The sequence below is a fragment of the Streptomyces sp. NPDC093591 genome, assembly GCF_044764885.1.
Classification (GTDB): Bacteria; Actinomycetota; Actinomycetes; order Streptomycetales; family Streptomycetaceae; genus Streptomyces.
Map to the genome: position 1 here is coordinate 61,957 of NZ_JBIWIY010000030.1, position 25,321 is coordinate 87,277.

At 70.4% G+C, this 25,321-nt stretch carries 19 protein-coding genes; 7 read left to right on the forward strand and 12 right to left on the reverse strand.

Going from position 1 to position 25,321, the window contains the following annotated elements:
* Window positions 1-17: 17 nt before the first annotated feature.
* From ACIREI_RS43450 to ACIREI_RS43460, 3 genes are read right to left on the reverse strand one after another with little or no spacing between them, the layout of a single operon-like run.
* On the reverse strand, window positions 18-1,220 hold the full coding sequence (locus ACIREI_RS43450; RefSeq protein ID WP_403345587.1) for a thiolase family protein: 1,203 nt from the start codon (window positions 1,218-1,220) through the stop codon (window positions 18-20).
* Entirely contained in the window at window positions 1,217-1,861 is a 645-nt protein-coding gene (locus ACIREI_RS43455; protein WP_403345589.1) for a CoA transferase subunit B, read from the reverse strand. The genes ACIREI_RS43450 and ACIREI_RS43455 overlap by 4 nt, the downstream gene beginning before the upstream one ends.
* Window positions 1,861-2,643 carry a CoA transferase subunit A gene (locus tag ACIREI_RS43460; protein WP_403345591.1) on the reverse strand — a complete coding sequence of 261 codons (783 nt, stop codon included), beginning with the start codon at window positions 2,641-2,643 and terminating at the stop codon, window positions 1,861-1,863. The genes ACIREI_RS43455 and ACIREI_RS43460 overlap by 1 nt, the downstream gene beginning before the upstream one ends.
* Before the next feature lie 193 nt (window positions 2,644-2,836).
* On the opposite strand from ACIREI_RS43460, the gene ACIREI_RS43465 reads away from it, so the two are divergent.
* On the forward strand, window positions 2,837-3,301 hold the full coding sequence (locus ACIREI_RS43465) for a MarR family winged helix-turn-helix transcriptional regulator (protein ID WP_403345593.1): 465 nt from the start codon (window positions 2,837-2,839) through the stop codon (window positions 3,299-3,301).
* Window positions 3,302-3,311: 10 nt separating this feature from the next.
* On the opposite strand, the gene ACIREI_RS43470 is transcribed toward ACIREI_RS43465, so the two are convergent.
* Window positions 3,312-4,256, reverse strand: a complete 945-nt coding sequence (locus ACIREI_RS43470) for a DUF3048 domain-containing protein (protein WP_403345595.1) — start codon at window positions 4,254-4,256, stop codon at window positions 3,312-3,314.
* 253 nt (window positions 4,257-4,509) lie between these two features.
* Between ACIREI_RS43470 and ACIREI_RS43475 the strand changes: the two genes are divergently transcribed.
* Entirely contained in the window at window positions 4,510-5,700 is a 1,191-nt protein-coding gene (locus tag ACIREI_RS43475; protein ID WP_403345597.1) for a zinc-dependent alcohol dehydrogenase, read from the forward strand.
* 25 nt (window positions 5,701-5,725) lie between these two features.
* On the opposite strand, the gene ACIREI_RS43480 is transcribed toward ACIREI_RS43475, so the two are convergent.
* Window positions 5,726-6,796: an ATP-dependent DNA ligase gene (locus ACIREI_RS43480; protein WP_403345599.1), complete on the reverse strand. Its 1,071-nt coding sequence runs from the start codon at window positions 6,794-6,796 to the stop codon at window positions 5,726-5,728.
* A gap of 74 nt (window positions 6,797-6,870) precedes the next feature.
* Between ACIREI_RS43480 and ligD the strand changes: the two genes are divergently transcribed.
* Window positions 6,871-7,920: a non-homologous end-joining DNA ligase gene (ligD, locus tag ACIREI_RS43485; RefSeq protein ID WP_403345601.1), complete on the forward strand. Its 1,050-nt coding sequence runs from the start codon at window positions 6,871-6,873 to the stop codon at window positions 7,918-7,920.
* Here ligD and ACIREI_RS43490 read toward each other — a convergent pair.
* Both ACIREI_RS43490 and ACIREI_RS43495 read right to left on the reverse strand, forming a co-directional pair.
* A complete protein-coding gene (locus ACIREI_RS43490; RefSeq protein WP_403345639.1) occupies window positions 7,907-10,096 on the reverse strand; it encodes an OmpL47-type beta-barrel domain-containing protein in 2,190 nt (729 codons plus the stop codon). The genes ligD and ACIREI_RS43490 overlap by 14 nt on opposite strands.
* Before the next feature lie 14 nt (window positions 10,097-10,110).
* Window positions 10,111-12,591, reverse strand: a complete 2,481-nt coding sequence (locus tag ACIREI_RS43495; RefSeq protein WP_403345603.1) for a ThuA domain-containing protein — start codon at window positions 12,589-12,591, stop codon at window positions 10,111-10,113.
* 178 nt (window positions 12,592-12,769) lie between these two features.
* Between ACIREI_RS43495 and ACIREI_RS43500 the strand changes: the two genes are divergently transcribed.
* The 3 genes from ACIREI_RS43500 (at window position 12,770) to ACIREI_RS43510 (ending at window position 16,387) form a co-directional block, all read left to right on the forward strand.
* The gene (locus ACIREI_RS43500; protein ID WP_403345605.1) at window positions 12,770-13,777 is read left to right on the forward strand and encodes a multicopper oxidase domain-containing protein; all 1,008 of its coding nucleotides are present in this window, start codon (window positions 12,770-12,772) and stop codon (window positions 13,775-13,777) included.
* A gap of 14 nt (window positions 13,778-13,791) precedes the next feature.
* Window positions 13,792-14,727 (forward strand): ornithine cyclodeaminase family protein, encoded by a 936-nt coding sequence (locus ACIREI_RS43505; RefSeq protein WP_403345607.1) that lies wholly within the window; start codon window positions 13,792-13,794, stop codon window positions 14,725-14,727.
* Window positions 14,728-15,349: 622 nt separating this feature from the next.
* Complete coding sequence (locus ACIREI_RS43510) at window positions 15,350-16,387, forward strand: LacI family DNA-binding transcriptional regulator (RefSeq protein WP_403345608.1); 1,038 nt, start codon at window positions 15,350-15,352, stop codon at window positions 16,385-16,387.
* Between the two features lie 32 nt (window positions 16,388-16,419).
* On the opposite strand, the gene ACIREI_RS43515 is transcribed toward ACIREI_RS43510, so the two are convergent.
* The gene (locus ACIREI_RS43515) at window positions 16,420-17,211 is read right to left on the reverse strand and encodes a VOC family protein (protein WP_403345641.1); all 792 of its coding nucleotides are present in this window, start codon (window positions 17,209-17,211) and stop codon (window positions 16,420-16,422) included.
* Between the two features lie 306 nt (window positions 17,212-17,517).
* On the opposite strand from ACIREI_RS43515, the gene ACIREI_RS43520 reads away from it, so the two are divergent.
* Window positions 17,518-17,772 (forward strand): WhiB family transcriptional regulator, encoded by a 255-nt coding sequence (locus ACIREI_RS43520; protein WP_403345610.1) that lies wholly within the window; start codon window positions 17,518-17,520, stop codon window positions 17,770-17,772.
* Between the two features lie 1,186 nt (window positions 17,773-18,958).
* On the opposite strand, the gene ACIREI_RS43525 is transcribed toward ACIREI_RS43520, so the two are convergent.
* The 4 genes from ACIREI_RS43525 to ACIREI_RS43540 form a co-directional block, all read right to left on the reverse strand.
* A complete protein-coding gene (locus tag ACIREI_RS43525; protein ID WP_403345612.1) occupies window positions 18,959-19,933 on the reverse strand; it encodes an acyl-ACP desaturase in 975 nt (324 codons plus the stop codon).
* 217 nt (window positions 19,934-20,150) lie between these two features.
* On the reverse strand, window positions 20,151-20,927 hold the full coding sequence (gene ddaH / locus ACIREI_RS43530; RefSeq protein WP_403345613.1) for a dimethylargininase: 777 nt from the start codon (window positions 20,925-20,927) through the stop codon (window positions 20,151-20,153).
* 70 nt (window positions 20,928-20,997) lie between these two features.
* Entirely contained in the window at window positions 20,998-23,304 is a 2,307-nt protein-coding gene (locus ACIREI_RS43535; protein ID WP_403345615.1) for an ATP-binding cassette domain-containing protein, read from the reverse strand.
* A gap of 10 nt (window positions 23,305-23,314) precedes the next feature.
* Entirely contained in the window at window positions 23,315-24,940 is a 1,626-nt protein-coding gene (locus ACIREI_RS43540; protein WP_403345616.1) for an ABC-F family ATP-binding cassette domain-containing protein, read from the reverse strand.
* Window positions 24,941-25,321 lie beyond the last annotated feature (381 nt).

Below are 25,321 nucleotides of genomic sequence, written 5' to 3' on the forward strand. Positions count from 1 at the left end.
GGGTTCCTCGGGGGTTCTTAGCGCTCCAGGACGAGGGCGAGGCCCTGGCCGACGCCGATGCAGAGAGTCGCGACGCCCGTTCCGCCGCCCCTGCGGGCGAGCTGGTGGGCGACGGTGCCGGCGAGGCGGGCGCCGGAGGCGCCCAGGGGGTGGCCGAGGGCGATGGCGCCGCCCTGGGGGTTGAGGATCGCGGGGTCGAACTCGGGCCATTCGGCGACGCAGCCCAGGACCTGGGCGGCGAACGCCTCGTTGAGTTCGAGGACGTCCAGGTCGGCGAAGGTCCGGCCGGCCTTGGTGAGGGCGCGGTTGACGGCCTCGACGGGGGCGAGGCCGAAGTAGTGCGGGTCGAGGGCGTGCACGCCGGTGGCGCTGATCCGGGCGAGGGGCTCGCGGCCGGTGGCCCTCAGGCCCTCCTCGTCGACCAGCAGCAGGGCGGCGGCGCCGTCGTTGAGGGGGGAGGCGTTGCCCGCCGTGACGGTCCCCTCGGAAGTGCGGAAGGAGGGCTTGAGCTTGGCCATCGCCGCCAGGGAGGCATCCGCGCGGACGGACTCGTCGGCGGCGAAGAGGACCGGGTCGCCCTTGCGCTGCGGGATCGGGACGGGGGCGAGTTCGGCGTCGAACAGGCCCGCCTGCTGGGCGAGCGCCGCCTTCTGGTGGGAGGCGAGCGCGAACTCGTCCTGCTGTTCCCGGCTGATCTTGTGCTTCTCGGCGATGAGCTCCGCGCTCTCGCCGAGCGGGACGGTCCACTGCGGTTCCATCCTCGGGTTGACCATCCGCCAGCCCAGGGTGGTGGAGTACAGCTCGGCGTGCCCCGCCGGGAACGCCCGGTCCGACTTGGGCAGCACATACGGCGCCCGCGTCATCGACTCGACCCCGCCGGCCACGGCGATGGAGGCGTCCCCGACCGCGATGGCGCGGGCCGCCTGGATGACCGCTTCGAGGCCGGAGGCGCACAGGCGGTTGACGGTCACGCCGGGCACGGACGTGGGGAGCCCGGCCAGCAGGGCGGCCATGCGGCCGACGTTGCGGTTCTCCTCGCCGGCGCCGTTGGCGTTGCCGAAGTAGACGTCCTCGATCCGGGACGGATCCAACTCCGGGGTCCGCGCGAGGAGTTCGCGGATGGCGTGGGCGCCGAGGTCGTCCGGGCGGACGGCGGCGAGGGCGCCGTTGTAGCGGCCGATCGGGGTGCGGACCGCGTCGACGATGTACACCGGGTTCACAGCAGGTCCTCCGCGATCGTCAGCTTGGCGTCGGTCTTGGCGACGATCTCGTCGACGGCGACGCCGGGCGCGGTCTCGACGAGCAGCAGCCCGTCCTGCGTCACGTCGATCACGCCCAGGTCGGTGATGATCCGGTTCACGCACGCCTTGCCGGTCAGCGGCAGCGCGCACTCGGTGAGGATCTTCGGGCTGCCGTCCTTGGCTGTGTGGGTCATCACCACGATGACCGTGCGGGCCCCGTGGACCAGGTCCATCGCCCCGCCGATCCCGGTGATCATCTTGCCGGGGATGGCCCAGTTCGCCAGGTCACCGGCCTCGGAGACCTGCATCGCGCCCAGCACGGCGACATCGATGTGCCCGCCCCGGATCATCGAGAACGACAGCGCCGAGTCGAAGAAGGACGCCCCCGGCAGCACCGTGACGGTCTCCTTGCCCGCGTTGATCAGATCGGGGTCGACCTGGTCCTCGGTGGGGTAGGGGCCGGTGCCGAGGATGCCGTTCTCGGACTCCAGGATCACCTCCACGCCCTCGGGCAGATAGTTCGGGATCAGCGTGGGCAGCCCGATGCCGAGGTTGACGTACTGCCCGTCCTCGAGCTCGTGTGCCGCCCGCGCGGCCATCTCTTCCCGCGTCCACGACATTACCGGCCCACCGTCCCTTGTGCCGCAGGCGCGGAAACCGTGCGCCGTTCGATCTGCTTGTCCGCCGCCTGCTCCGGGGTGAGCGCGACGACCCGCTGCACGAAGATCCCCGGCACATGCACCGCATCCGGATCGAGGTCGCCGGGCTCCACCAGCTCCTCCACCTCGGCGATGGTGATCCGCCCCGCCATGGCCGCCAGGGGGTTGAAGTTCCGGGTGGACTTGTTGAAGACCAGGTTCCCGTGCCGGTCGCCCTTCGCCGCCCGCACGAGCGCGAAGTCGGTACGGATGCCCCGCTCCAGCACGTACTCCACGCCGTCGAACTCCCGCACCTCCTTCGGCGGCGAGGCGAGCGCTACGCCGCCCTGGCCGTCGTAGCGCCAGGGAAGCCCGCCGTCCGCGACCTGGGTACCCACCCCGGCCGGCGTGAAGAACGCGGGGATCCCGGCGCCGCCCGCCCGCAGCCGCTCGGCGAGCGTGCCCTGCGGGATCATCTCCACCTCCAGCTCACCGGCCAGGTACTGGCGGGCGAACTCCTTGTTGGCGCCGATGTAGGAGCCGGTCACGCGGGCGATCCGCCCGGCCGCGAGCAGGATCGCGAGGCCGGAGTCCATCGCCCCGCAGTTGTTGGAGACCACCGACAGTCCGCCGGTGCCCTTGTCGTACAGGGCCTGGATGAGCACGTTCGGCACACCGCTCAGCCCGAAACCGCCCACCGCGAGCGAAGCGCCCTCGGGCACATCGGCCACTGCCTCAGCGGCGGTGGCGACCACCTTGTCCATCCGTAAGCCCCATCTCTCCAATTACTCAGGGCACTGAGTATTTCAGCGAGGTTTCTCTCACGCTGCCACTGGAGCGGCCGGGCGTCAAGACCTCAGAATTGACGCAGGTCACGTAAAGGTTGGTGAGGGAGACAGGGGTGGGTGGGTGCGGTTATCGTTCAGTACACCAACGAATTCGACCTCGGGAGCGCACATGGCCGCGGTGGACCTCACCACCCACCCCGGGCACCTCGCCCGGCGGCTCCAGCAGGCGCACTACCTGCTGTGGAACACGATGGTCTCCGAGGAGATCACCTCACCGCAGTTCGCCGTCCTGAACGCGCTCGTCGCCGAGCCGGGCCTGGACCAGCGCACGGTGGGGGAGCGGGTGGGGCTCGACCGGTCCACGATCGCCGAGGTGATCACCCGGCTCGGCCGCCGCGGGCTGATCGACAAGGTCCGCGACCCCCAGGACGGCCGTCGCTCCCTGCTGCGCCTGACGGAGGACGGGCTGCGCACGCACAAGAAGCTGACCGTCCGCACGGCCCGGATGAACCAGGTCTTCCTGGCACCGCTCTCCGCCGAGGAGCAGACGCTGTTCTTCGACCTGATCCGCCGGGTCGCGGACGCGGCCGAGGGGCTCCGCAACCCCGCGGAACCCCTCGCCGCGCAACGCTGATCCGGAAAGCTCAGGACGCCTTCGCCAACACCACCCACACCTGGCCGTGCTGGAAGTTCATCGGCCGGCCGTCGTCGGTCGTGAACGCGGTGCCGTCCGTGGCCGTCGGACGCTTCCAGTTGACGTGGTAGACGTGCCCGTCGCGCAGCACCGCCGCCCTCCCGGCGCCCACGGTCTCGGTGTACGGCGTGTAGTTGCCGGCCGAGTCGTGGAATGCGGACCTGCGTACCTTCACGTACTGCACGACGACCGTGCCGGCCGTCACCCGCTGCCCGTCCGTCGTCCTGGCGGCCTTGCCGTCCATGGCGACCAGCCAGCGGTCCTGGCTGCCGGACCAGGTGAAGGTGAACCGGGCCGCCGGGAAGCGCACCGTCCGCGAGGTTTCCGGAATGCCGCCCGCGGGGGCGGCGCCGAAGCGGAAGCCGGTCGTCAGGGCGGAGGTGCCCGGGGCGGAGGACATCAGCCGGCCGGGTCGCAGATAGAGATTGTGCGGCGACGGCCTGTCCGTGCCGCGGAAGTACGCCCCGGTCGCCTTCTCGGGTGGCTCCGCCTGCAGCGGCGCCTTGTCGATCAACGGCAGGAGCTTGCTCTGCGCACCGGAGAAGGCGAGCATCGGCCGGTTGAACTGGCGCAGAAGCTCCAGATCGCTCTCGCGTGCGCTGCGCACCGGCCCGATGACCTCCGGCAGTTTCTGCGCGTACACCGCCAGCAGGCGGCTCAGCCCGGCCTCGACCTGTTCGACGTACACGATGTCCGCGGCGTTCAGGCCCGTGTGCGGCCGGGCGGCGCGGACGTTGTCGATCTTCACCGCGAGTACCGAGGCGCCGTTCACCCGGCTCTCGCTCGCACCCGACGACGGACGCTCTCGGCCGCGGCCGTCGTCGCCCGGACCGTCGGACGTCGTGCAGCCGACCGCCAGGGAAGCGGTCAGCGCGGCGGCCAGCAGTCCCGCCATGGTCGTGGCGCGTCTCGCGCGCGCCCCTTGTCGCCTGCCCACCATCGTCACCCGCAGCCACCCGCCCCGTCCGTGTAGTCAGATTGTGCACTTATCAGTTCATAGGAGGCCATACATGAGCGGTTCCGGCAGCCTGGACGGCCGACTGGGCGTATCGCCGGTCCGCCCGAGCGGTTCGGCGCAGGAGCGCGGGGGTACCCGGGCGGCCACCGCACGAGCGGACGCGCACACGTGACGGAGGGAGCGCGGGGCGATGAGGGCAGTGACCTGGCAGGGCAAGCGGGACGTGCGCGTGGAGAACGTGCCCGATCCGACGATCCAGGAGCCGACCGACGCGGTCATCCGCATCACATCCACCGGGCTGTGCGGCTCCGACCTGCACTTGTACGAGGTACTGACGCCGTTCATGACCCCGGGGGACATCCTCGGTCACGAGCCGATGGGCATCGTCGAGGAGGTCGGCGCCGGAGTGCCGGACCTCCAGGCCGGCGACCGGGTCGTGGTGCCGTTCCAGATCGCCTGCGGCAACTGCTGGATGTGCCTGACCGGGCTGCCGACCCAGTGCGAGACCACCCAGGTAACCGGCGAGGGGATGGGCGCCGCCCTGTTCGGCTACACCCGCCTGTACGGCGCGGTGCCGGGCGCCCAGGCCGAGTATCTGCGCGTCCCGCAGGCGCAGTTCGGCCCGATCAAGATCCCGGAAGGGCCGCCCGACGACCGGTTCGTCTACCTCTCCGACGTCCTGCCCACCGCCTGGCAGGCCGTCCGCTACGCCGAGATCCCCGAGGGCGGCAGCATCGCCGTACTCGGCCTCGGCCCCATCGGCGACATGGCCTGCCGGGTCGCCCAAGTGCAGGGCGCCGGACGGGTGTTCGGCGTGGACCTGGTCCCCGAGCGGCTGCGGCGGGCACGTGAGCGGGGTGTCGAGACGTACGACCTCAGGAGCTTCGACGACGAGAAGGAACTCGTCGCCGCCATCCGCGACCAGACCGACGGCCGCGGCCCCGACGCCGTCATCGACGCGGTCGGCACCGAGGCACACGGCAGCGCCGCCGCCCGGCTGGCCCAGCAGGCCTCGGCGATGCTGCCGCGCAAGCTGAGCGGTCCGCTCGCCGAACGCTTCAGTGTCGACCGGCTCGCCGCCCTCTACACCGCCATCGACCTGGTGCGGCGCGGCGGCACGATCTCCCTGTCCGGCGTGTACGGCGGCACAGCGGACCCGATACCGCTGCTCACCCTCTTCGACAAGCAGATCCAGATCCGGATGGGGCAGGCCAACGTGCGCCGCTGGAGCGACGACATCCTGCCGTATCTGACGGACGAGGATCCCCTCGGCGTCGACGACTTCGCCACCCACCGCGTGCCGCTGAGCGACGCCCCGCACGCGTACGAGATGTTCCAGCGCAAGCAGGAAGGCGCGGTCAAGGTGCTGATGAAGCCCTGACTCCCGACTCCCGCTCGGCTTCACGTCAGGCCGGTGGCGCGAAGATCTCCGCGAGGTCGTAGCGGACCGGCTCCTCCAACTGGGCGTAGGTGCAGCTCTCGGGGGTGCGGTCCGGCCGCCAGCGGCGGAAGCGGGCCGTGTGCCGGAAACGCGCGCCGTTCTCCATGTGGTCGTACGCCACCTCGGCGACCCACTCCGGTCGGAGCGGCACCCAGGACAGGTCCTTCTTGCCCGACCAGCGGCTCGGCGCACCCGGCAGCCGGGCCGACTCGTGAGCCGCCTCGTCGGCCCAGGCCGCCCAGGGATGCCCCGCGGCATCCTCCATGCGCAGCGGCTCCAGCTCCTCGATCAGCTCGGCGCGCCGCTTCATGGGGAACGCCGCCGACACGCCCACGTGCTGGAGGGCGCCCCGGTCGTCGTAGAGCCCGAGCAGCAAGGAGCCCACGACCGGCCCGCTCTTGTGGAGGCGGTACCCCGCGACGACGACGTCCGCGGTCCGCTCGTGCTTGATCTTGAACATGGCCCGCTCGTCCTGGAGGTAGCGCAGGGTGAGCGGCTTGGCGATGACACCGTCCAGTCCGGCACCCTCGTACTGCTCGAACCAGCCCTGGGCCGTCTCGATGTCGGTCGTCGCCGGTGCCACATGCACCGGCGCCGTCACCCCGGACAGCGCCCTGGTGAGCAGCGCACGCCGGTCCGCCAGCGGAACCTCCAGCAGCGACTCGTCCGCCAGCGCCAGCAGGTCGAAGGCCACGAACGACGCGGGGGTCTTCTCCGCCAGCATCCGCACCCGGGAGTCGGCCGGGTGGATGCGCTCGGTGAGCGCGTCGAAGTCCAGCCGTCCCTCCCGCGCGATCACGATCTCCCCGTCCAGCACGCACCGCTCCGGCAGCCGCTCCTTCAACCCCGCCGCCAGCTCGGGAAAGTACCTGGTCAGCGGCTTTCCGGTACGGCTGCCCAGCTCGACCTCGTCCCGGTCGCGAAACACGATCGCCCGGAACCCGTCCCACTTCGCCTCGTACTGCATGCCCGGCGGGATCTTCGCCACCGACTTGGCGAGCATCGGTTTCACGGGCGGCATCACCGGCAGGTCCATGCTCCGATTCTGCGCGCACACAGCCGCTGACGCCCGGTGTGCGAGGTGTGCCCGGTCCGCCTACCGTGGCTCGCATGGGCGAAGCGGTGGAACTGGAAGCGGGCGGCCGGACCGTCCGCCTGTCCAACCCGGGCAAGGTCTTCTTCCCCGAGCGCGGCTTCACCAAGCTGGACCTCGCCCGCTACTACATCGACGTCGGCCCCGGCATCCTGCGCGCCCTGCGCGACCGCCCCACCACCCTGGAGCGCTACCCGGACGGCGTCACCGGTGAGTGGTTCTTCCAGAAGCGGGCGCCGAAGAACATGCCCGACTGGATCCCCACCGCCCACATCACCTTCCCCAGCGGCCGCAGCGCCGACGAGATGTGCCCCACCGAGGAGGCCGCCGTCCTGTGGGCCGCCCAGTACGGCACGCTCACCTTCCACCCCTGGCCGGTGCGCCGCGACGACGTGGACAGCCCCGACGAACTCCGCATCGACCTGGACCCCCAGCCCGGCACGGGTTACGAGGACGCCGTGCGCGCCGCCCACGAACTGCGGGCCGTCCTGGACGAGTTCGGCGGCCTGCGCGGCTGGCCCAAGACCTCCGGCGGCCGCGGCCTGCACGTCTTCGTGCCCATCGAGCCGCGCTGGACCTTCACCCAGGTCCGGCGCGCCGCCATCGCCGTCGGCCGGGAGATGGAACGCCGGATGCCCGAGCAGGTGACGATCAAGTGGTGGAAGGAGGAACGGGGCGAGCGCATCTTCATCGACTACAACCAGACGGCCCGCGACCGCACGATCGCCTCCGCCTATTCCGTACGGCCACGCCCGCACGCCCCGGTCTCGGCCCCCCTGCGCTGGGACGAGGTCGGCGAGGCCCGTCCCCAGGACTTCGACATCGCGACCATGCCCGCGCGCTTCGCCGAACTCGGCGACGTGCACGCGGACATGGACGACCACCGCTTCTCGCTGGACGCGCTGCTGGAGCTGGCCAACAAGGACGAACGCGACCACGGACTCGGTGATCTGCCGTACCCGCCCGAGTATCCGAAGATGCCGGGGGAGCCCAAGCGGGTACAGCCGAGCCGGGCCAAGAAGGCGGCGCCTGCCGAGGAGACGCCGCCGGAACCTACAGCTCCTTGATCCGGATGTCCCGGTACGACACCACATCCGTCGTGCCGTGCACCTGGAGCCCGATGTACCCGGAGGCGAACCGGCGCCCGTCCGTGCCCGGGTCGTCCGAGCGGGGCGGGACGAAGTCCTGGCCGCCGATGTTGTCGAACTCGTTGATCAGCACGCCGTTGCGGTAGACCGAGTAGTGCTGGTCGACGACGCGGATCTCGTAGTCGTTCCAGGTCCCCTTCTGCGTGACGCCGGCACCGGCGAGGCCCACGCGGTCGAAGCCGTAGACCGAGCCCGTCTTGTACATGTCGCCGTCGGGCCGGTCGAGCACCTGCACCTCGTGCCCGTACTTGATGGCGACCCACTCGGGCCGTGACTCCTCGGGGTGGTCGTGGACCCACGGGAAGCGGACGAAGACGCCGGAGTTGGCGTTGCCGGTGCCCGGGGCGTCGTCACGCCACTGGAGGCGGAGCGAGAAGTCGCCGTACTTGCGCTGAGGGAACCACAGCATGCCGAGGCCGGGCCTGGTGGTCCCGCTGGTGATCGTCCCGTCACCGTTCGGCGCGAACGAACCGCCGCCCACGTGCTGCCACTTGGCGAACGACTCCGCGCTGCCGTCGAGGATCGTGCGGTAGCCCTCGGTCTGTCCGGGCGCACCGATCCCGGACTGACGGGCGGCCTTGCGGATGGCGTTGTACTCGCGCTGGTCGACGACCCCTTCCTTCAGGAGCTTGTCGAGGACGGTCGTCACGTGCTTGAGGAACAGCGCGTGGGACGTCCACTCCTTCTCGTCCTCGATCAACTCGTTGATCCGGCACCGGCTGTTGGTCAGCCGGTTCGGGACGCCCGAGTCGACCGTGCCGACGATCACCGTCAACCGCTCGTCGAACTCGGGGCAGTTGGGCGCCGGTACCTGACTGGAGACCACGGTGAAGGTCACCGTGCGGGCCGCCGAGGTGTTGCCGGCCTTGTCCGTCGCCCGGTAGGCGAGGGTGTGGGTGCCCGCGCGGTCGACGACCACCGGGGCGCCGTACGCGAGGTACGGCCCGCCGTCGATCGAGTACTCGATCCGGTCGACGCCCGAGCCGTGGTGCTCGTCGGTCGCCGTGACGGTCACCTTGGCGTTGCCGATGTACGCCCCGTCGGAGTTCTTCGTACCCTCGACACTCACGCCGGTCACCGGCGGCGTCGTGTCCGGCTGGGGCGCCGCCACGACCGTGAACCGCACGCTCTTCTCGGCGGCGGCGTTCCCCGCCTTGTCGGTGGCCCGGTAGCGCACCGTGTGGCTGCCGGCCTCGTGCACCATCACGGGCGCGGTGTACGGCTGCCAGGCACCGGAGCCGATCGCGTACTCGATGGTGTTGACGCCGGAACCGGTGTCGGAGGCGGAGACGGTGACGGTCGCCATGTCGATGTACGTCCCGTCGGGGTTCTGCTCGCCGCTGACCGTCGCCGAAGTCTCCGGCGCGGTCGTGTCGTCGGTCGGCGGTGGCACCACCGTGAACCGCACGCTCTTCTCGGCGGAGACGTTCCCCGCCTTGTCCAAGGCGCGGTAGCGGATCTTGTGGTCGCCGACCTGATCGACGACGACCGGCGTGGTGTACGGCTGCCAGGCGCCCGCGTCACCGACCGCGTACTCGATCCGGTCGACCCCGGAGCCGCCCGCCTCGTCGGTGGCGTGGATCGCCACGCTCGCCGAACCGACGTACTGGCCCTGCCCGTTCTGCACCCCGCTGACGTGGGCCGTCGCCTCGGGCGCCGTCGAGTCCCCGCCGCTGCCCTCGGTCACCACGAGGATGCCCTGCATCTGCCCGTGGCCGGGGATCGTGCAGTAGTAGCGGTAGCGGCCCGGGGTGAGCGTGACCTCGGCGGTGTGGCGGCCGCCCTGGTCGTCGTTCGGGTTGGCGAGGATGTTCAGCTGGACGTCGTTGTTGAACTCCGGGTCGGAGGTGTCGAACGTCAGCGTGTGCGGCATTCCGGTGGTGTTGCCGGTCGCCGTGCTGTTCTCGAAGACGATCGTCGTCGTGCCCGCCACCGCGGTCGCGGGCGCCGAGGTGTACTTGGCGATGTCGTCGCCGGCGGTCCAGGTGAGGACCTGTTCGGCGGCTGCTTCGGGCTGGGGCTGCGGCTGCCCGGTCGCGGGCAACGCCTGCAGTCCGAGCACCACGAGCAGCGCCGCCAACAGGGCCGCCCACATTCTTCGTTGTCGTGTCACCGCGTCCCCCTCGCCAGCTGGTCGGCGGCCGGAGTCGGCGCACCGCCCGTGTAAGTGACCCGCCACAGCGCCGACTTGGCGTCCGAGGTGAAGAAGCCGCGGCCGTAGTCGAGTACGTACAGCGCGCCGTCCGGACCGAACTTCCAGTCCATGAGGTTCTTGATGCCGTCGTTGCCGATCGGCACGATCTTCTTCAGTGACTCCGAGTGGACCGGCAGACCGCCGTCACCGTGGGTCTTCGGGTCGGTGATCACCGCGTTGCGCGGCTGGTCGGCGTCGTAGAAGTCACCGACGAACCACTTGCCGTCCCAGTACGCCGGCCACTTGACGTCGCTGGTCGCCGAGACGGTGTCGTACCGGTAGACCGGCCCGTTCATCGCGGCCTGCCCGCCGCCCTTGAGCCACGGCAGCAGATAGCCGGCCTCCTCCTGCTTGTACGACGGCACGCCGTTCGCGTCGCGCGGGAAGTCCGGGGCGCCGCCCTGGGGCGAGTACCAGATGTTGTTGCCGGTGACCGGCGGCAGGTTGACGAGACCGTCGTTGTTCGGTGACTCGTTCTTGGGGTGGTCGCAGTCGTACCAGCCCAGCGGCTTGGTCGGGTCGGGCAGATTGCGGTCGCGGTAGGGCTGCTTGTTGCCCATGCAGTACGGCCAGCCCCGGTTGCTCGCCTTGGTGATGACGGCGAACGTGTCGTACTTCGCCGGACCCCAGGTGGTGGAGGGCGCCGAGGCGTCCGGGCCCACCCAGCCCGCGTACAGGATGTCGGTCTGCCGGTCGACGAAGATGCGGGCGGGGTTCCTGACCCCCATCACATAGATCTCGCCGCGGGTCTTGCCGCCGCCCTCGTCGGTCTCCCGGCCCGTGAAGAGGTTGCCCTCCGGGAGTGTGTACGTGCCGTCGGGCTCGGGGTGGATACGCAGGATCTTCCCGTTGAGGTTGTTGGTGTTGCCGGAGGTGCGACGCGCGTCGGCGAAGGACACGCCCTTGTAGTTCGGCTCGGGGTTGTTGCCCGAGTAACCGTCGCTGAAGCGGCTGGAGTTGTTGTCGCCGGTCGCGATGTAGAGGTTGCCCTTGGAGTCCCAGGCCATACCGCCGCCCGCGTGGCAGCAACTGTGGATCTGCACCGGCCACTTGAGCAGCACCTTCTCACTGCCCAGGTCCAGCTTGTTCGTGGCGAGGTCCAGCGTGAAGCGGGAGACGCGGCGCTCGGCCATCCGCGTGTCGCGGTTGATCTGGGAATGCGGGGTGTAGTGCAGATACACCCAGCCGTTCTCCTCGAAGCGCGGGTCGAGCTCGATGCCGAGGAGTCCCTCCTCGACCTTGATCAGCTCGTCACCGCCGCCCTTGTTGCCGAAGACCGTCAACGCCCCCGCCAGGGTGACCTGCTTGGTCTTCGGGTCGTAGACGTGGATCTCGCCCTTGCCCTTGCCGATGTCCGGGTTGTTCCAGTCGGTGATCACCGGCTGGGAGGAGTCGGCGCCGCCCCGGCCGATGTAGAGCACCCGGCCGTCGGGTGCGGTGACCAGGCCGTGCGGCTCGCCGATCTGGTCGTTCCGGCCGGGCTGATTGGGCTGGGTGAGGCGCTCGGCCTTGTAGTTGCCGGTGATGGTCGCCTTGCAGTCGGCCTGCACCAGACGGGTGGTCCACAGCAGGGCGCCGCGCAGATGTGTACGGAAGTCGGTCTCGTCGTACGACGACACCGTGCCGCCCATTCCGGTGTAGAAGGAGCGGCCGCCGTCGTAGTCACGGCACCAACTCACCGGGTGGTCCCAGCCGTTGGCGCCCGTGCCGGGCTGGTAGCTCGACTCCCGTACCCGGGCGACGGTGTGCACCGCACCCGACGGGTTCTTCGCCCAGTGCAGCCACTTGTCCGGTCGTTTCCACTGCGCCGGAAGCTCCTTGGTGGCCGGATGCCGCCGGTCACCGACCTCGACGACGGCCCGCTGGACGTTCGCCGGGCCGCCGGCCGCCGGGCGGGCGCCGACGAGGCCGGTGAACCACTCCGAGTACGGCTCGGCGCGGGCCGCGTCATGGATGCCGACGAAACCGCCGCCCGCCTCCATGTAGGCCTCCAGGCCCGCCTCCTGCTCGGGGTCGAGGACATCGCCGCCGCCGGTGAGGAACACGATCGCGTTGAAACGGCCCAGCCTGGTCTCATCGTTGAAGACCGAGGCGTCCTTCGTGGCCTCGACCTTGAAGCGCTGCTCGGCCGGGCCCGACAGGCCGATCTTCTCGATCGCCTCGATACCGGCGTTCACCAGAGGCGACTCGTCGCCCGCGGCCGCGGAGCCGTGGAAGATGAGCACCCGTACATTCGCGCCGCCCGGTGGCGACTTGACGGACATCGTTGTCAGGGGTGGTTCCGGGACCGGGCGCGCGTCGGCCGCCGGAGCCGACATCAGCCCGGCGGCGACGATCCCGGTGGTCACGGTGGCCACCCAGGTCTGTCTTCTCGTGCTCAACCCTCGTAAGTGCATGGGCACCTCCACGGTCACAGCAACAGCGACAAGGAAGCTAGACCCCTTTGAACGACTCGCCAATACCTATGGCCGTACTGGGACCAACTTTGTCCTGAGTGTGGATAAACGGGGGAGTGGCCGGTACCGTCTCACCGGTTCATCCCGGTAATTTCCGTACCGCCGTGGGGAGTTCGGCATGAACAGAGGCAGCTTCGACAGCCGCGGTTTCGACAGGCGCACCTTCAACAGGCGCGTGTTGCTGGGCGGCGCGACCGTCGCGACATCGTTGTCCCTGGCGTCGGTGCCGGAGGCCGTCAGCGCCGACACACCGCCGCGGACCGCCCCGGCCGGCGGCGAGGTCAGGCACCTCAAGCTGTACGCCGAGAAGCTCGCCGACGGGCAGATGGGCTACGGCCTGGAGAAGGGCAAGGCGACGATCCCCGGTCCGCTGATCGAGCTCAACGAGGGCGACACCCTGCACATCGAGTTCGAGAACACGATGGACATACCGGTGAGCCTGCACGTCCACGGCCTCGACTACGAAATCACCAGCGACGGAACGAAGCTGAACAAGAGCGACGTCGAACCCGGCGGCACCCGCACCTACACCTGGCGCACCCACGCCCCCGGCCGTCGCAAGGACGGTACTTGGCGCGCGGGCAGCGCCGGGTACTGGCACTACCACGACCACGTCGTCGGCACGGAACACGGCACGGGCGGCATCCGCAAGGGCCTGTACGGTCCGGTGATCGTCCGCCGCAAGGGCGACATCCTCCCCGACGCGACCCACACGGTCGTCTTCAACGACATGCTCATCAACAACAAGCCCGCGCACAGCGGCCCGAACTTCGAGGCCACGGTGGGCGATCGCGTCGAGTTCGCGGTGATCACGCACGGCGAGTACTACCACACCTTCCACATGCACGGTCATCGCTGGGCCGACAACCGCACGGGCATGCTCACCGGCCCGGACGACCCCAGCCAGGTCATCGACAACAAGATCGTGGGCCCCGCGGACTCGTTCGGGTTCCAGGTGATCGCGGGGGAGGGGGTCGGGGCGGGCGCGTGGATGTACCACTGCCATGTGCAGAGCCACTCCGACATGGGGATGGTGGGATTGTTCCTGGTGAAGAAGACCGACGGGACGATTCCCGGGTACGAACCGCACGAGCACGAAAACCAGTCGGCCGAGCATGAGCACTGACCGACCATGGACCGGTGACCCTTCTTCTGACCCGTAGTGACCTGGAAGCCGTACTGGAGCCGGAGCCCTGTCTGGCCGCGCTGAGGGAGGGATTCCGGGATGCGGACGCCGCTCTCGTCGCGGGGCGGCGGGTACGGGCCGACCTGCCGTTTCCCGGTACGGCGACGGCGCTGCTCCCCGGAGTGCTGCCGGGCATCGAGGCGTACACAGTGAAGGTGAACGCCAAGTTCCCGGACGCCCGGCCCGCCCTGCGCGGGGTGATCTGCCTGCACGCCGGCGAAGACGGCGCGTTGCTCGCCCTGCTGGACTCGGCGACGATCACCGCGTGGCGCACGGGCCTGGCGGCGGCTCTGGGAACCCACCTTCTCGCCGGTCCCGGCGATGTGCTGGGTGTCATCGGCGCGGGGGCACAGGCGGAGCTCATGGTGCGGGGGCTCCGCGTGCTGCGGGGCTACGGCGACCTGGCGGTCCACGACACGGACGGCGACCGTCGCGCCGAATTCGCCGCACGCCACGGCGGCCGGCCGCTGAGCTCGGCGCGGGAGGTCGCCGCGGTCGCCGACACCGTACTGATGGCCACCTGGTCACGGTCACCGCTGCTGTCCCTGGCCGACACCAGGGAAGGGCAGCACTTCACGAGCCTGGGCGCCGACGAGCCCGGCAAGCAGGAACTGGCGGCCGACCTGCTGCAGGCGGCGCTCCTCGTCGTCGACGACCGCGAACTCGCCTCCGTCATGGGCGCGTTGGCGGCGGCGGACCTGCCCGCGGAAGCCGCCGACACCACCCTCGGCGCCGTACTGCGCGGTGCACACCCGGGCCGTACGAGCACCGCGGGCCGTTCCGTCTACGCCCCTGTCGGCCTGCCCTGGCAGGACCTGGCGCTGTCGTGGATGGCGTATCGGGCGGCGGAGGGGCAGGGGGTCGGGCGGTCGGTCGATCTGCTGAGCTGACTCGTGATCAGTGTGCTCGACCTGTCTGACTTGCTCGGCCTGCTCGAACTGGAGAAGGTGGCGGCGCGGCTGACGCCGGTCGGACGGGCGGGGCTGTCACCTCCCCACGTGCTGCCGAGCGGGCCCTCCTCCATGAGCTGGTCCCCCAGCGAAGTCCAGGAAGCGGTTTTGGCCGGCGGCACCGGTCGGTGCCGTGCCGCAGTGACGGGACGCGGGCGCGGAACCCTCGGCGGCTCCCGCGCTGCTGGAACCGATGAGGCCCATGGCCGCGCCCACGGAGAACAGCAGCCACCACCTGCGGGACATGCCGACCCGGCGCAGCCCTCGTACAACTGCCTCTCTCCTGGGAGTGGTCCGCATCGCATCTCCTGTTCCGGTGCTGTGCTGCCCCGTGACCCCGTGCCCCCGGGCGGCCGTCAGCAGCAGCCTCGGCCGCAGTCGAGGGAGCTGCCAGGCAAGATCGGCCAAATGGATCAGCCGGTCGTACGGCGGTCCGCGCCGTTCTCCGCGCTCCCGTCTCCGCGTTCCCGGCGCATGCGGTTCCTTCCGAGCGGAGAGCGCTCTCACCCCCGTCCCCCGCCAGGACTATCCTGATCCGCGACCCCAGCCGAGGAGCCGCGCAGTGACCGAAACCGCCCCACGCCCCACCCTGGAGGCCGTGGCCGCACGGGCCGGGGTCTCGCGGGCCACCGTGTCCCGGGTGGTCAACGGCGGGGACGGGGTGCGCGAGCCCCTCGTGCGGCGGGTCCGCAAGGCGGTGGAGGAGCTCGGGTACGTGCCCAACCAGGCCGCCCGCAGTCTGGTGACCCGGCGGCACGACGCCGTCGCCGTCGTCGTCGCCGAACCGGAGACCCGCGTCTTCGCCGACCCCTTCTTCGCCCTGCAACTCCGCGGCATCAGCAAGGAGTTGACGGCCCACGACAACCAGCTCGTACTGCTCCTCACCGAGGGCCGCGACGACCACGCCCGCGTCGGCCGCTACCTCGCCGGCGGGCATGTCGACGGAGCGCTCGTCTTCTCACTGCACCTCGACGACCCGCTGCCCGGTCTGATCCAGCACGCCGGAGTCCCCACCGTGTTCGGCGGACGGCCCGACTGGAGCGGCGACCGGCGAGGCGTGGTCTACGTCGACAGCGACAACCGTGGCGGCGCCCGCGACGCCGTACGCCACCTCGCCGGGCTCGGCCGCACCCGTATCGCGCACATCACCGGCGCCCTCGACCAGACGTCGGCGGTGGACCGGCTCGACGGCTACCGGGACGTCATGGTCGACGCCGATCCGCGCCTCATCGTCGAGGGCGACTTCACGCCGGCCGGCGGTGAGCGGGCGATGCGTGAGCTTCTCGAACGCTGCCCGGACCTGGACGCCGTGTTCGCCGCCAACGATCTCACCGCGGCGGGGGCTCTGCGGGTGCTGCGCGAGTCGGGGCGGCGGGTGCCGGAGGACGTCGCGGTGGTCGGGTTCGACGACATGCTGCCGGTCGCGGAACAGACCGAGCCCGCGCTCACGACGGTCCGTCAGGACATAGAGGAGATGGGCCGGTTGATGGCCCGGCTGTTGCTCCGCGGGCTCGACCGGCGCGCCACCGAACAGGGCGTCGGCGCCGCACCGTCCAGCGTGGTGCTCCCGACCACACTGGTGCGGCGCGCGTCCGCGTAGGTCGTCCGACGGGGGCTTCACCTCCCGCCCCCTCAGCTCTGCGGCGGCGCGCTCTTGATCACCGCGAAGCGTGCCCCGTACGGGTCGGTGAGCTTGGCGATACGGCCGACGTCGGGCAGGTCCGTGGCCGGCATACGGACCGTGCCGCCCAGCTGCTGCGCCTTGGCGACCGTGGCGTCCGTGTCCGTGACCTCGAAGTACGGCAGCCAGTACGCCGCGCCCTGCGCCTCGGCCGGATCGTCGGCCTTGTCGACGACCCCGCCGAACATGGCGTCCTCGCCCTCCCCCGCAGGGCTGAACGTCGTGTAGGTGCCGCCGTAGAAGTCGAGGGCGAAGGTCTCCAGGCCGAGCGTCGCGTTGTAGAACCCCGCCGCGGCCGGTACGTCCGTGGTGTACAGCTCCAGCCAGCACAGCGAGCCGGGCTCCTGGACGACGTCGAGGCCCTTGTTGGTGCCGGGCTGCCAGAGGCCGAAGGACACGCCCGCCTTGTCGGCGAGGATGGCCATGCGGCCCAGGTCCATCACGTCCATCGGCTGCACCAGCACCGAGCCGTGCGCCTGCTCGGCCGCCTTCGCCGTGGCGTCCACGTCCGGTGTCTGGAAGTACACCGTCCAGGAGGGCGGCCCCTGTTCCTCGGTGGTCTGCATACCGCCGGCCGTCGTCCTGCCGCCGAGCTGGAAGAGGCCGTAACCGCCGGTTTCGGGCCCGCCCGGCTGGAACCGCCAGCCGAACAGGCCGCCGTAGAAGGAAGCGGCGCCCTCGATGTCGGGGGTGCCGAGGTCGATCCAGTTCGGCGCGCCGGTGACATAACGGGTGGTGAGCATCATCGCCCTCCTCGGAAGGGTCCCGTCGTCCGTGGTGTGTCCTTCGTGCTGTCTGCTGTGCTGTCTGCTCTGCCGAGTCTTGCACCGCCCACTGACAATCGCTGCCGGAGTGGCTCCGCCGACTGGGGTGGCCGCCGCGGTCACCCTGGTTGGCCGGCGAGGACCTCCATGTCTTTCACCCGTTTCCGCGCGCCGCCGTGCGCCGTAGCGCGCGCAGGGAGACCATCGAGTCGGCCGGAGGCCCTGCGGCGCGGCGTTGATCCCGCGTTGATCGAACGTTTTTCGCCGACCGGCACGATCCTGCGTATGCACATCGACACGATCACAACGATCACCTCGCCCGACCTGGACTGGCAGCAGGAGGCGTTGTGCGCGCAGACCGGGGCGGACTTCTTCTTCCCCGAGCCGGGCAGCTCCGTACGGGAGGCGAAGCGGATCTGCGGCCTGTGCCCGATCCGCTCCGCGTGCCTCGAGTACGCCCTCGACAACGACGAACGCTTCGGCGTCTGGGGCGGCCTGTCGGAGAAGGAGCGCCTGGAGCTCAGGCGCACGTCACACTGAACCGCCACGTCCCGGCCCGCGTCCGCGAGCACCTGCCCACCCGCACCTCGCCGAACCGGCCCGGGCACATGAACCCCACGCCCTGAGACGCCCGCGTGACGCCCACCACCACCGTCCGCTCGGCCGGGGTGGCCGTGGTCCGCGGCCTGTCGCGAGGTGCCCCGGACCGGCGCCTCGCGCCCACCACTCGCGCAGGGTGCCTCCAGCCGCCGGTCCAGCTCTTCGCGCCGCAAGATCCGGGGACGCGCTCCGGGCCCTTGCGCCCTCGGCTCGCGGCCAGGCCCCGCCAGGGCCCTTGGCGGTGTAGCCCCGGCTCGCGGTCGGGAGTTTGGCTTGTCCGACCTGGATCTCGGCGAGTAGCCCCGGGCGTGCGGCATGCATGCAGGTGGCCTGCCCCCGCAGCCCTGGTCCAGCGTTCCAGCCTCTCGGCCCGGAGCGTGGTCATGCCTGCCTGCCCTTGGCGTGTAGCTCCTGGCTTGCGGCCTGCGGCGCGGCTGGTCCTGCCGGGCCCCGGTTTGCAGCTCCGGGGCTGCGGCGTGCGGGTGAGTGGTCCTGCCTGACTTCGGGCCTGGGCCTGCGGCCCGTATCCCGCCCCGAGGGCCCGGAGCGTGGCCGGTCCTGTCGGCCCTTGGCGTGGTAGCCCCCAGCCCTCGGTCGGCAGCGCGCCGACGCTGCCTGGGCCTCGGCATTAGCCCCGACCCGCACCCCCTGCGGGTAGCCGACCCTGCCGGGCCGGAGCCTTTGGGCTTGCGGCCTATGTCCAGCCTCTTGGCCCGGAGCGTGGTCATGCCTGCCGGCCCTTGGCGTGTAGCTCCCGGCCTGCGGCGCGGCTGGTCCTGCCGGGCCGCAGTTTGCAGCTCCGGGGCTGCGGCGTGCGGGTGAGTGGTCCTGCCTGACTTCGGGCCTGGGCCTGCGGCCCTTATCCCGCCCCGAGGCCCGGAGCGTCGCCGGTCCTGCTGGCCCCTCTCGGGTAGCCCCCAGCCCCCAGCCCCCGGCCGGCAGCGCGCCGACGCTGCCGGGGCCTCGGCGTGTAGCCCTACCCCGCGCCCTACAGGCGGTCAGCCAACCCGGCTGGCTCTGGAGCCCTGGGGTCCGCCGCCCGGGTTCCCCGCCCGGAGCAGTTCTTGCCCCTCCGGCCCCGCCCCGAGCTCCCGGTCCTCAGTCCCCGGCGCCCCAGTTCTGCCCCTCAGCCCCCGGCCCGAGCCGCCATCCGGGCCTTCCTGGCTGCCAGCTTTTCGTCGAACTTCAGGGCCTCCGCGTCCAGGCCGCCCATGAACAGGCCCAGTTCCTCCTGGGCCTTCTGGCCCTCCGGGCCGAGGCCGTCGATCTCCATGATCTTCAGGAAGCGGAGGACGGGCTGGAGGACGTCGTCGTGGTGGATGCGCATGTTGTAGACCTCGCCGATGGCCATCTGCGCGGCGGCGCGCTCGAAGCCGGGGATGCCGTGGCCGGGCATGCGGAAGTTGACGACCACGTCCCGTACCGCCTGCATCGTGAGGTCGGGGGCGAGTTCGAACGCGGCCTTCAGCAGGTTCCGGTAGAAGACCATGTGCAGGTTCTCGTCGGTCGCGATGCGCGCCAGCATGCGGTCGCAGATCGGGTCACCGGACTGGTGGCCGGTGTTGCGGTGCGAGATGCGCGTCGCGAGCTCCTGGAAGGCGACGTAGGCGACCGAGTGCAGCATCGAGTGCCGGTTGTCCGACTCGAAGCCCTCACTCATGTGGGACATGCGGAACTGCTCCAGCTTGTCCGGGTCCACCGCGCGCGAGGTGAGCAGGTAGTCGCGCATGACGATGCCGTGGCGGCCCTCTTCGGCGGTCCAGCGGTGCACCCACGTACCCCAGGCGCCGTCACGGCCGAAGAGCGAGGCGATCTCGTGGTGGTAGCTGGGGAGGTTGTCCTCGGTGAGGAGGTTGACGACCAGGGCGATGCGGCCGATCTCGGTGACCTTGGACTGCTCCTTGTCCCAGGCCTCCCCGTCCTCGAAGAGGCCGGGGAAGTTGCGGCCGTCCGTCCACGGCACGTACTCGTGCGGCATCCAGTCCTTGGCGACCTGCAGATGGCGGTTGAGTTCCTTCTCGACCACTTCCTCCAACGCGTACAGCAGGCGGGCGTCGGTCCAGACGGCGGGGCTGCCGAGGTGAGGGGAAGCGATCGTCACGGGAACTCCAGGGGGACGCACAACATGGGGCACAGGACCGGCGAGCGGTTGCCGGAACCTACGGGATCGTAGGCTACGAACCCGTAGGTTACGAAGCCGTAGGTTAAGAGCGATGTAAAGAGTGCTGATCAGCCGCCATGCCGCCGTGATTTCACGGGCATGCGCAAAGCCCCAGGACCCGCAGGTCCCGGGGCTGAAGCGCGATCCGTTCAGTCGGTCAGGCGTACAGTTCCCGCATCCGCACCGAGAGACATGTCACACACCCCTCGAGCTTCTCGAACTCGCCGATGTCCACCAGAACGGGCTCGTGGCCGAGGTCGGCGAGCAGCTCCGCCGTCTTCGGCGCGCTCGCGGCCATGAGCAGCTTGCCGCCGCCGAGCAGCACCACATGCGCCCCGGACTCCTCGGGCACCGGAAGGAAGCGAGGGAACAGCGACGGCGCGTCCAGCTGCGGGATGCGCCCGAGAATCGTTCCGTCGGGCAGCGCCGTGATCGCCGACTTCAGGTGCAGCACCTTGCTCACCGGTACGGTGACGACCCGCGCCCCCAGCGGCTCGAAGGCGGCCCGCAGCTGCTGGACCCCGGCCGCGTTGGTACGGCCGCCGCGGCCGACGTAGATCGTGTCGCCGACCTTCAGCACGTCGCCGCCGTCCAGCGTGCCCGGCTCCCAGATCCAGTTCACTGAGCAGCCGAGCGAGGCCACGGCCTCCTCGACGCCGATGGTCTCCGCGCGCCGGGACTCGGCGCCGGGCCGGGTGATCAGCGCGACGTTCTTGTACATGACGACCGTGTCCTCGACGAACACCGCGTCCGGGCAGTCGTCGGCCGGGTCGACCTCGATCGTCTCCCAGCCGTGCGTACGCAGGGCCTCCGTATACGCCTCCCACTGCTCGACCGCGAGGTCGACGTCGACCTTCTCGCGCTCGATGTGCGTCACCAGCCCTTCGGCGAGGCGTGGGCTGGGGCGGCGGACGAGGGCCTTCTTGCTGGGCACGAGGGATCTCCGGGTCGGTGGCAGGTGTCGGCGCATGATGCAGGGGCACCGACCCGCCATCATGCAGGTGTTACCCGCCCGTACAAAACCCTCCGGGGCAGGCTGTGGCCCTCCTGAGATGCTCGGCGGTGAAGGAGTCGGGGGCGTCGAGGAGCTGTCGTGGGGTTCCTTCGAAGATCACCCGGCCGCCGTCCCGCCCTCCGTCCGGCCCCAGGTCGATGATCCGGTCGGCGTGCGCCACCACGTCCAGGTTGTGCTCGACGACCACGACGGTGTTGCCCGCGTCGACGAGTCGGTCCAGCAGTCCGAGCAACCCCTCCACGTCCGACATGTGCAGTCCGGTCGTCGGTTCGTCGAGGACGTACACCGCTCCGGTCCGGTGCAGCCGCGTCGCCAGTTTGATGCGCTGACGCTCACCGCCGGAGAGGGTGGAGAGAGGCTGGCCGAGCGTGAGGTACGTCAGCCCCACGTCCCGCAGGGCGCGCAAACGGCGCCGTACGCCCGCGTCCTGGAAGAACTCCAGGGCCTGACCGGCCGTCATCTCCAGGACGTCGGCGATGGAGTTGCCGTCGACGGTCAGCCGCAGCACCTCGTCCCTGAAACGCCGCCCCTCGCAGTCGTGGCACGTCGTCGTCACCGGGTCCATGAAGGCCAGGTCGGTGTAGATGATCCCGCGGCCCTGGCAAGTGCCGCACGCCCCGGACGAGTTGAAGCTGAAGAACCCGGGCTCGGCGCCCGTCTCGCGCGCATAGATCTTCCGTACCGTGTCCATGATTCCCAGGTAAGTCGCCGGAGTCGACCGCGCCGAGATCCCGATCGCCGACTGGTCCACGACCACGGCGTCGGCGTGCGTGGCCGTGAACTCCGCGACCAGCGTGCTCTTCCCGGACCCGGCGACCCCGGTGACGACGGTGAGCACCCCGGTGGGGAACTCCACCGTCACGTCCCGCAGATTGTGCCGGTCGGCTCCCTTCACCCAGAGCCCACCGCTCGCCGTGCGGACGTTCTCCTTCAGTTCCGTCCGGCGCCCCAGACACCGCCCGGTCACCGTGCCGGACTCCGCGAGCCCGCCCGGCGTCCCCTCGAACACGACCCGTCCGCCGCCCGCGCCGGCGCCCGGCCCCATGTCGACGACGTGATCGGCGAGCGCGATGACGTCCGGGTCGTGCTCGACCACGAGCACGGTGTTTCCCTTGTCGCGCAGCCGCAGCAGCAGATCGCCGAGGCGGCCGACATCGCGCGGGTGCAGTCCGACGCTGGGCTCGTCGAAGATGTACGTCATGCCGGTCAGGCTGGAGCCCAGGTGGCGGACCGTCTTCAGCCGCTGTCCCTCGCCGCCGGAGAGCGTGGACGTCTCGCGGTCGAGGCTGAGGTAGCCGAGGCCGATGGCGTCGATGCGTTCGAGGGCGGTGACGGCGGCCCCGGCGATCGGTCCGGCCACCGGGTCGTCGATGTCCTTCAGTACGGCGATCAGATCCGTGACCTGCATACGCGTGCAGTCGGCGATGTTCCGGCCGTGGACGCGGGTGGCGAGCGCCGCCGCGTTCAGCCGGGCCCCGTCACACACCGGACAGGTGCCCTCCACCAGGAACTCCCGCACCAGGTCACGGGTCTTCTGGCTCATGGCCGACAGGTCCCGCTTCAGGTACAGCCGCTCGAAGCGGGTGGCGAGGCCCTCGTAGTCGGTGGTCCAGGTGCCGCCCGCGCCGTTGACGGTGACCTTGCTGCCGGGGCGGCCGCGCATCAGGAACTTCCGCTCGGCGGCGGTGAAACGCCCGACGGGCTTGTGCGGGTCGAGGTCGGCGCTGTTCGTGTACGCCTGCCCCTGCCAGGTACCCGCGGCGAACGGTGGGAAGCGGACCGCTCCGCCGGCCAGCGACCGGTCCGGGTCGAGGATGCGGTCCCAGTCCGGCCCCACCGTCCGGCCCAGGCCGTCGCACTCGGGGCACATACCGGAGGGGTCGTTGAAGGAGTAGGCGGTCGCCGGTCCGGCGCTCGGGGTGCCGTGCCGGGAGAACAGCACACGGATCACCGAGTAGATGTCGGTCATCGTGCCGACCGTGGACCGGGAGTGGCCCCCGATCGGCCGCTGGTCGACGACGATCGCGGGGGACAGGTCCTCCAGCGCCTCCGCGTGCGGCCGCTCGTACTTGGGCAGCCGGTTGCGTACGAACCACGTGAAGGTCTCGTTCAGCTGGCGCTGCGACTCCACCGCGATCGTGTCGAAGACGATCGAGGACTTCCCCGAGCCCGAAAGGCCGGTGAACACGGTCAGCCGGCCTTTCGGGATCCGGAGGGAGACGTCCTTGAGGTTGTTCCCCCGGGCTCCGGTGACGGTGATGAATCCGGGTGTGAATTCGGGTGTGAAATCGGCCATGAAGCCGAAGCTAGGCGGGATACCCGACAGCTTCTGGCGTGATTTCCTTCAGTTCTCCCTCCTCCACCATCAGCCAGCGCGTGATGCCGATCGACTCCAGGAACGGCAGGTCGTGACTGGCCACGATCAGCGCCCCCTCGTACGACTCCAGGGCCGTGGTGAGCTGCCGTACGCTCGCCATGTCCAGGTTGTTCGTCGGCTCGTCCAGCATCAGCAGCTGTGGCGCGGGCTCGGCCAGCATCAGCGCGGCCAGGGCCGCCCGGAAGCGTTCGCCGCCGGACAGCGTCGCCGCCTTCTGGTCGGCGCGGGCGCCCCGGAACAGGAAGCGGGCCAGCCGTGCCCGGACCCTGTTGTTGGTGGCACCCGGGGCGAACCGGGCCACGTTCTCGGCGACCGACAACTCGCCGTCGAGCACGTCGAGCCGCTGCGGCAGGAAGCGGAGCGGGACATGCGCCGTCGCCTCACCCGACACCGGCTCCAGCTCCCCGGCGATCGTCCGCAGCAGCGTCGTCTTGCCCGCGCCGTTGCGTCCGATCAGCGCGATCCGCTCAGGGCCGCGCAGATCGAAGCCGCCGGTCACGCGCGCCCCGTACGCCAACTCCAGGTCCATGAGCGTGAGGACGGTCCGCCCGGGCGGCACGGCCGTGTACGGCAGGTCGACACGGATCTCGTCGTCGTCCCGTACGGCCTCCACCGCCTCGTCGAGCCGCTCCTTGGCCTCGGCGAGCTTCTCCTCGTGCATGATGCGGTGCTTGCCGGCGGAGACCTGGGCCGTGCGGCTCTTCAGCTTCATGACGGCCCGGGGCTCGTGCTTGGTGTCGTACATCTTCTGGGCGTATCGCTTACGCCGGGCCAACTTGACCTGCGCGTCGACCAGTTCGCGTTTCTGCTTCTTCAGGTCGGCCTCGGCGACCCGCACCATGCGCTCGGCCGCCTCCTGCTCGGTGGCGAGGGCCTCCTCGTACGCCGAGTAGTTGCCGCCGTACCAGGTGACCTCCCCGGAGCGCAGATCGGCGATCTGGTCGACGAGGTCCAGGAGTTCGCGGTCGTGGCTGACCACCACCATCACCCCCGGCCAGGCGGCGACGGCCGCGTACAGCCGCCTGCGTGCGTACAGGTCGAGGTTGTTGGTGGGCTCGTCGAGCAACAGGACGTCCGGGCGGCGCAGCAGGAGCGCGGCCAGCCGCAGCAGCACTGACTCACCGCCCGACACCTCGCCGATCGTACGGTCCAACTCGACGTGCCCGAGCCCGAGTTCGCCGAGCGTGGCTAGGGCACGCTCCTCCACGTCCCAGTCGTCGCCGACGGTCTCGAAGTGCTCCTCGGCCACGTCGCCCGCCTCGATGGCGTGCAGTGCGGCTCGCCGGTCCGCGATGCCGAGGGCCTCGTCGACCTTCAGGGCGGTGTCGAGGGTGACGTTCTGCGGGAGGTAGCCGACCTCGCGCGCGACGCGTACGGCGCCGTCGACCGGGGTGAGTTCACCGGCGATGAGCTTCAACAGGGTTGATTTCCCGGACCCGTTGACGCCGACGAGCCCGGTCCTGCCGGGACCGAACGCGACGTCGAGGCCCTCGAAGACGGGGGTGCCGTCGGGCCAGGTGAAGGAGAGGGACGTACAGGTGATGGAAGTAGACATACGGGCCTCCGCGGATGCTCGAAGCGATCAAGGGCAAACGCGTATCGAGACACCGGCGACCGACGGGGGAGGCCTCAGGGAATTCGGGGCGATGAGAAAAGCCCTGCTCCGGAGGACGGCTCGAACGCCGAGGTCGCACGCAGCGCAAACACACCTCAGGTGTGGCGCGGTGTCTCAGGACCTCAGACGAGCAACGTCCTTCTCCAATCGACGGCAACAGGACCGTTGTAGACGGTAGGAGGAGGGCGATGGCCTGTCAACGGAATTAAAGCCTTCAGCCCGTCCGGCGTTTGAGGACGAGGCCGTCCAGGCCGATCGGGGGTCCAGGGGGCGAAGCCCCCTGGCGGGGTCGCAGGGGCGGAGCCCCTTCAGGATGGGACG

Excerpts from the sequence above, each read along its gene's own strand:
- ACIREI_RS43540 (WP_403345616.1), bottom strand. The coding sequence starts at position 24,940 with ATGTCTACTTCCATCACCTGTACGTCCCTCTCCTTCACCTGGCCCGAC.
- ligD (WP_403345601.1), top strand. The coding sequence starts at position 6,871 with ATGGGCGAAGCGGTGGAACTGGAAGCGGGCGGCCGGACCGTCCGCCTG.
- ACIREI_RS43535 (WP_403345615.1), bottom strand. The coding sequence starts at position 23,304 with ATGGCCGATTTCACACCCGAATTCACACCCGGATTCATCACCGTCACC.
- ACIREI_RS43455 (WP_403345589.1), bottom strand. The coding sequence starts at position 1,861 with ATGTCGTGGACGCGGGAAGAGATGGCCGCGCGGGCGGCACACGAGCTC.
- ACIREI_RS43465 (WP_403345593.1), top strand. The coding sequence starts at position 2,837 with ATGGCCGCGGTGGACCTCACCACCCACCCCGGGCACCTCGCCCGGCGG.
- ACIREI_RS43490 (WP_403345639.1), bottom strand. The coding sequence starts at position 10,096 with ATGTGGGCGGCCCTGTTGGCGGCGCTGCTCGTGGTGCTCGGACTGCAG.
- ACIREI_RS43460 (WP_403345591.1), bottom strand. The coding sequence starts at position 2,643 with ATGGACAAGGTGGTCGCCACCGCCGCTGAGGCAGTGGCCGATGTGCCC.
- ACIREI_RS43500 (WP_403345605.1), top strand. The coding sequence starts at position 12,770 with ATGAACAGAGGCAGCTTCGACAGCCGCGGTTTCGACAGGCGCACCTTC.
- ACIREI_RS43470 (WP_403345595.1), bottom strand. The coding sequence starts at position 4,256 with ATGGCGGGACTGCTGGCCGCCGCGCTGACCGCTTCCCTGGCGGTCGGC.
- ACIREI_RS43480 (WP_403345599.1), bottom strand. The coding sequence starts at position 6,796 with ATGGACCTGCCGGTGATGCCGCCCGTGAAACCGATGCTCGCCAAGTCG.
- ACIREI_RS43495 (WP_403345603.1), bottom strand. The coding sequence starts at position 12,591 with ATGCACTTACGAGGGTTGAGCACGAGAAGACAGACCTGGGTGGCCACC.
- ACIREI_RS43520 (WP_403345610.1), top strand. The coding sequence starts at position 17,518 with ATGCACATCGACACGATCACAACGATCACCTCGCCCGACCTGGACTGG.
- ACIREI_RS43475 (WP_403345597.1), top strand. The coding sequence starts at position 4,510 with ATGAGGGCAGTGACCTGGCAGGGCAAGCGGGACGTGCGCGTGGAGAAC.
- ACIREI_RS43515 (WP_403345641.1), bottom strand. The coding sequence starts at position 17,211 with ATGCTCACCACCCGTTATGTCACCGGCGCGCCGAACTGGATCGACCTC.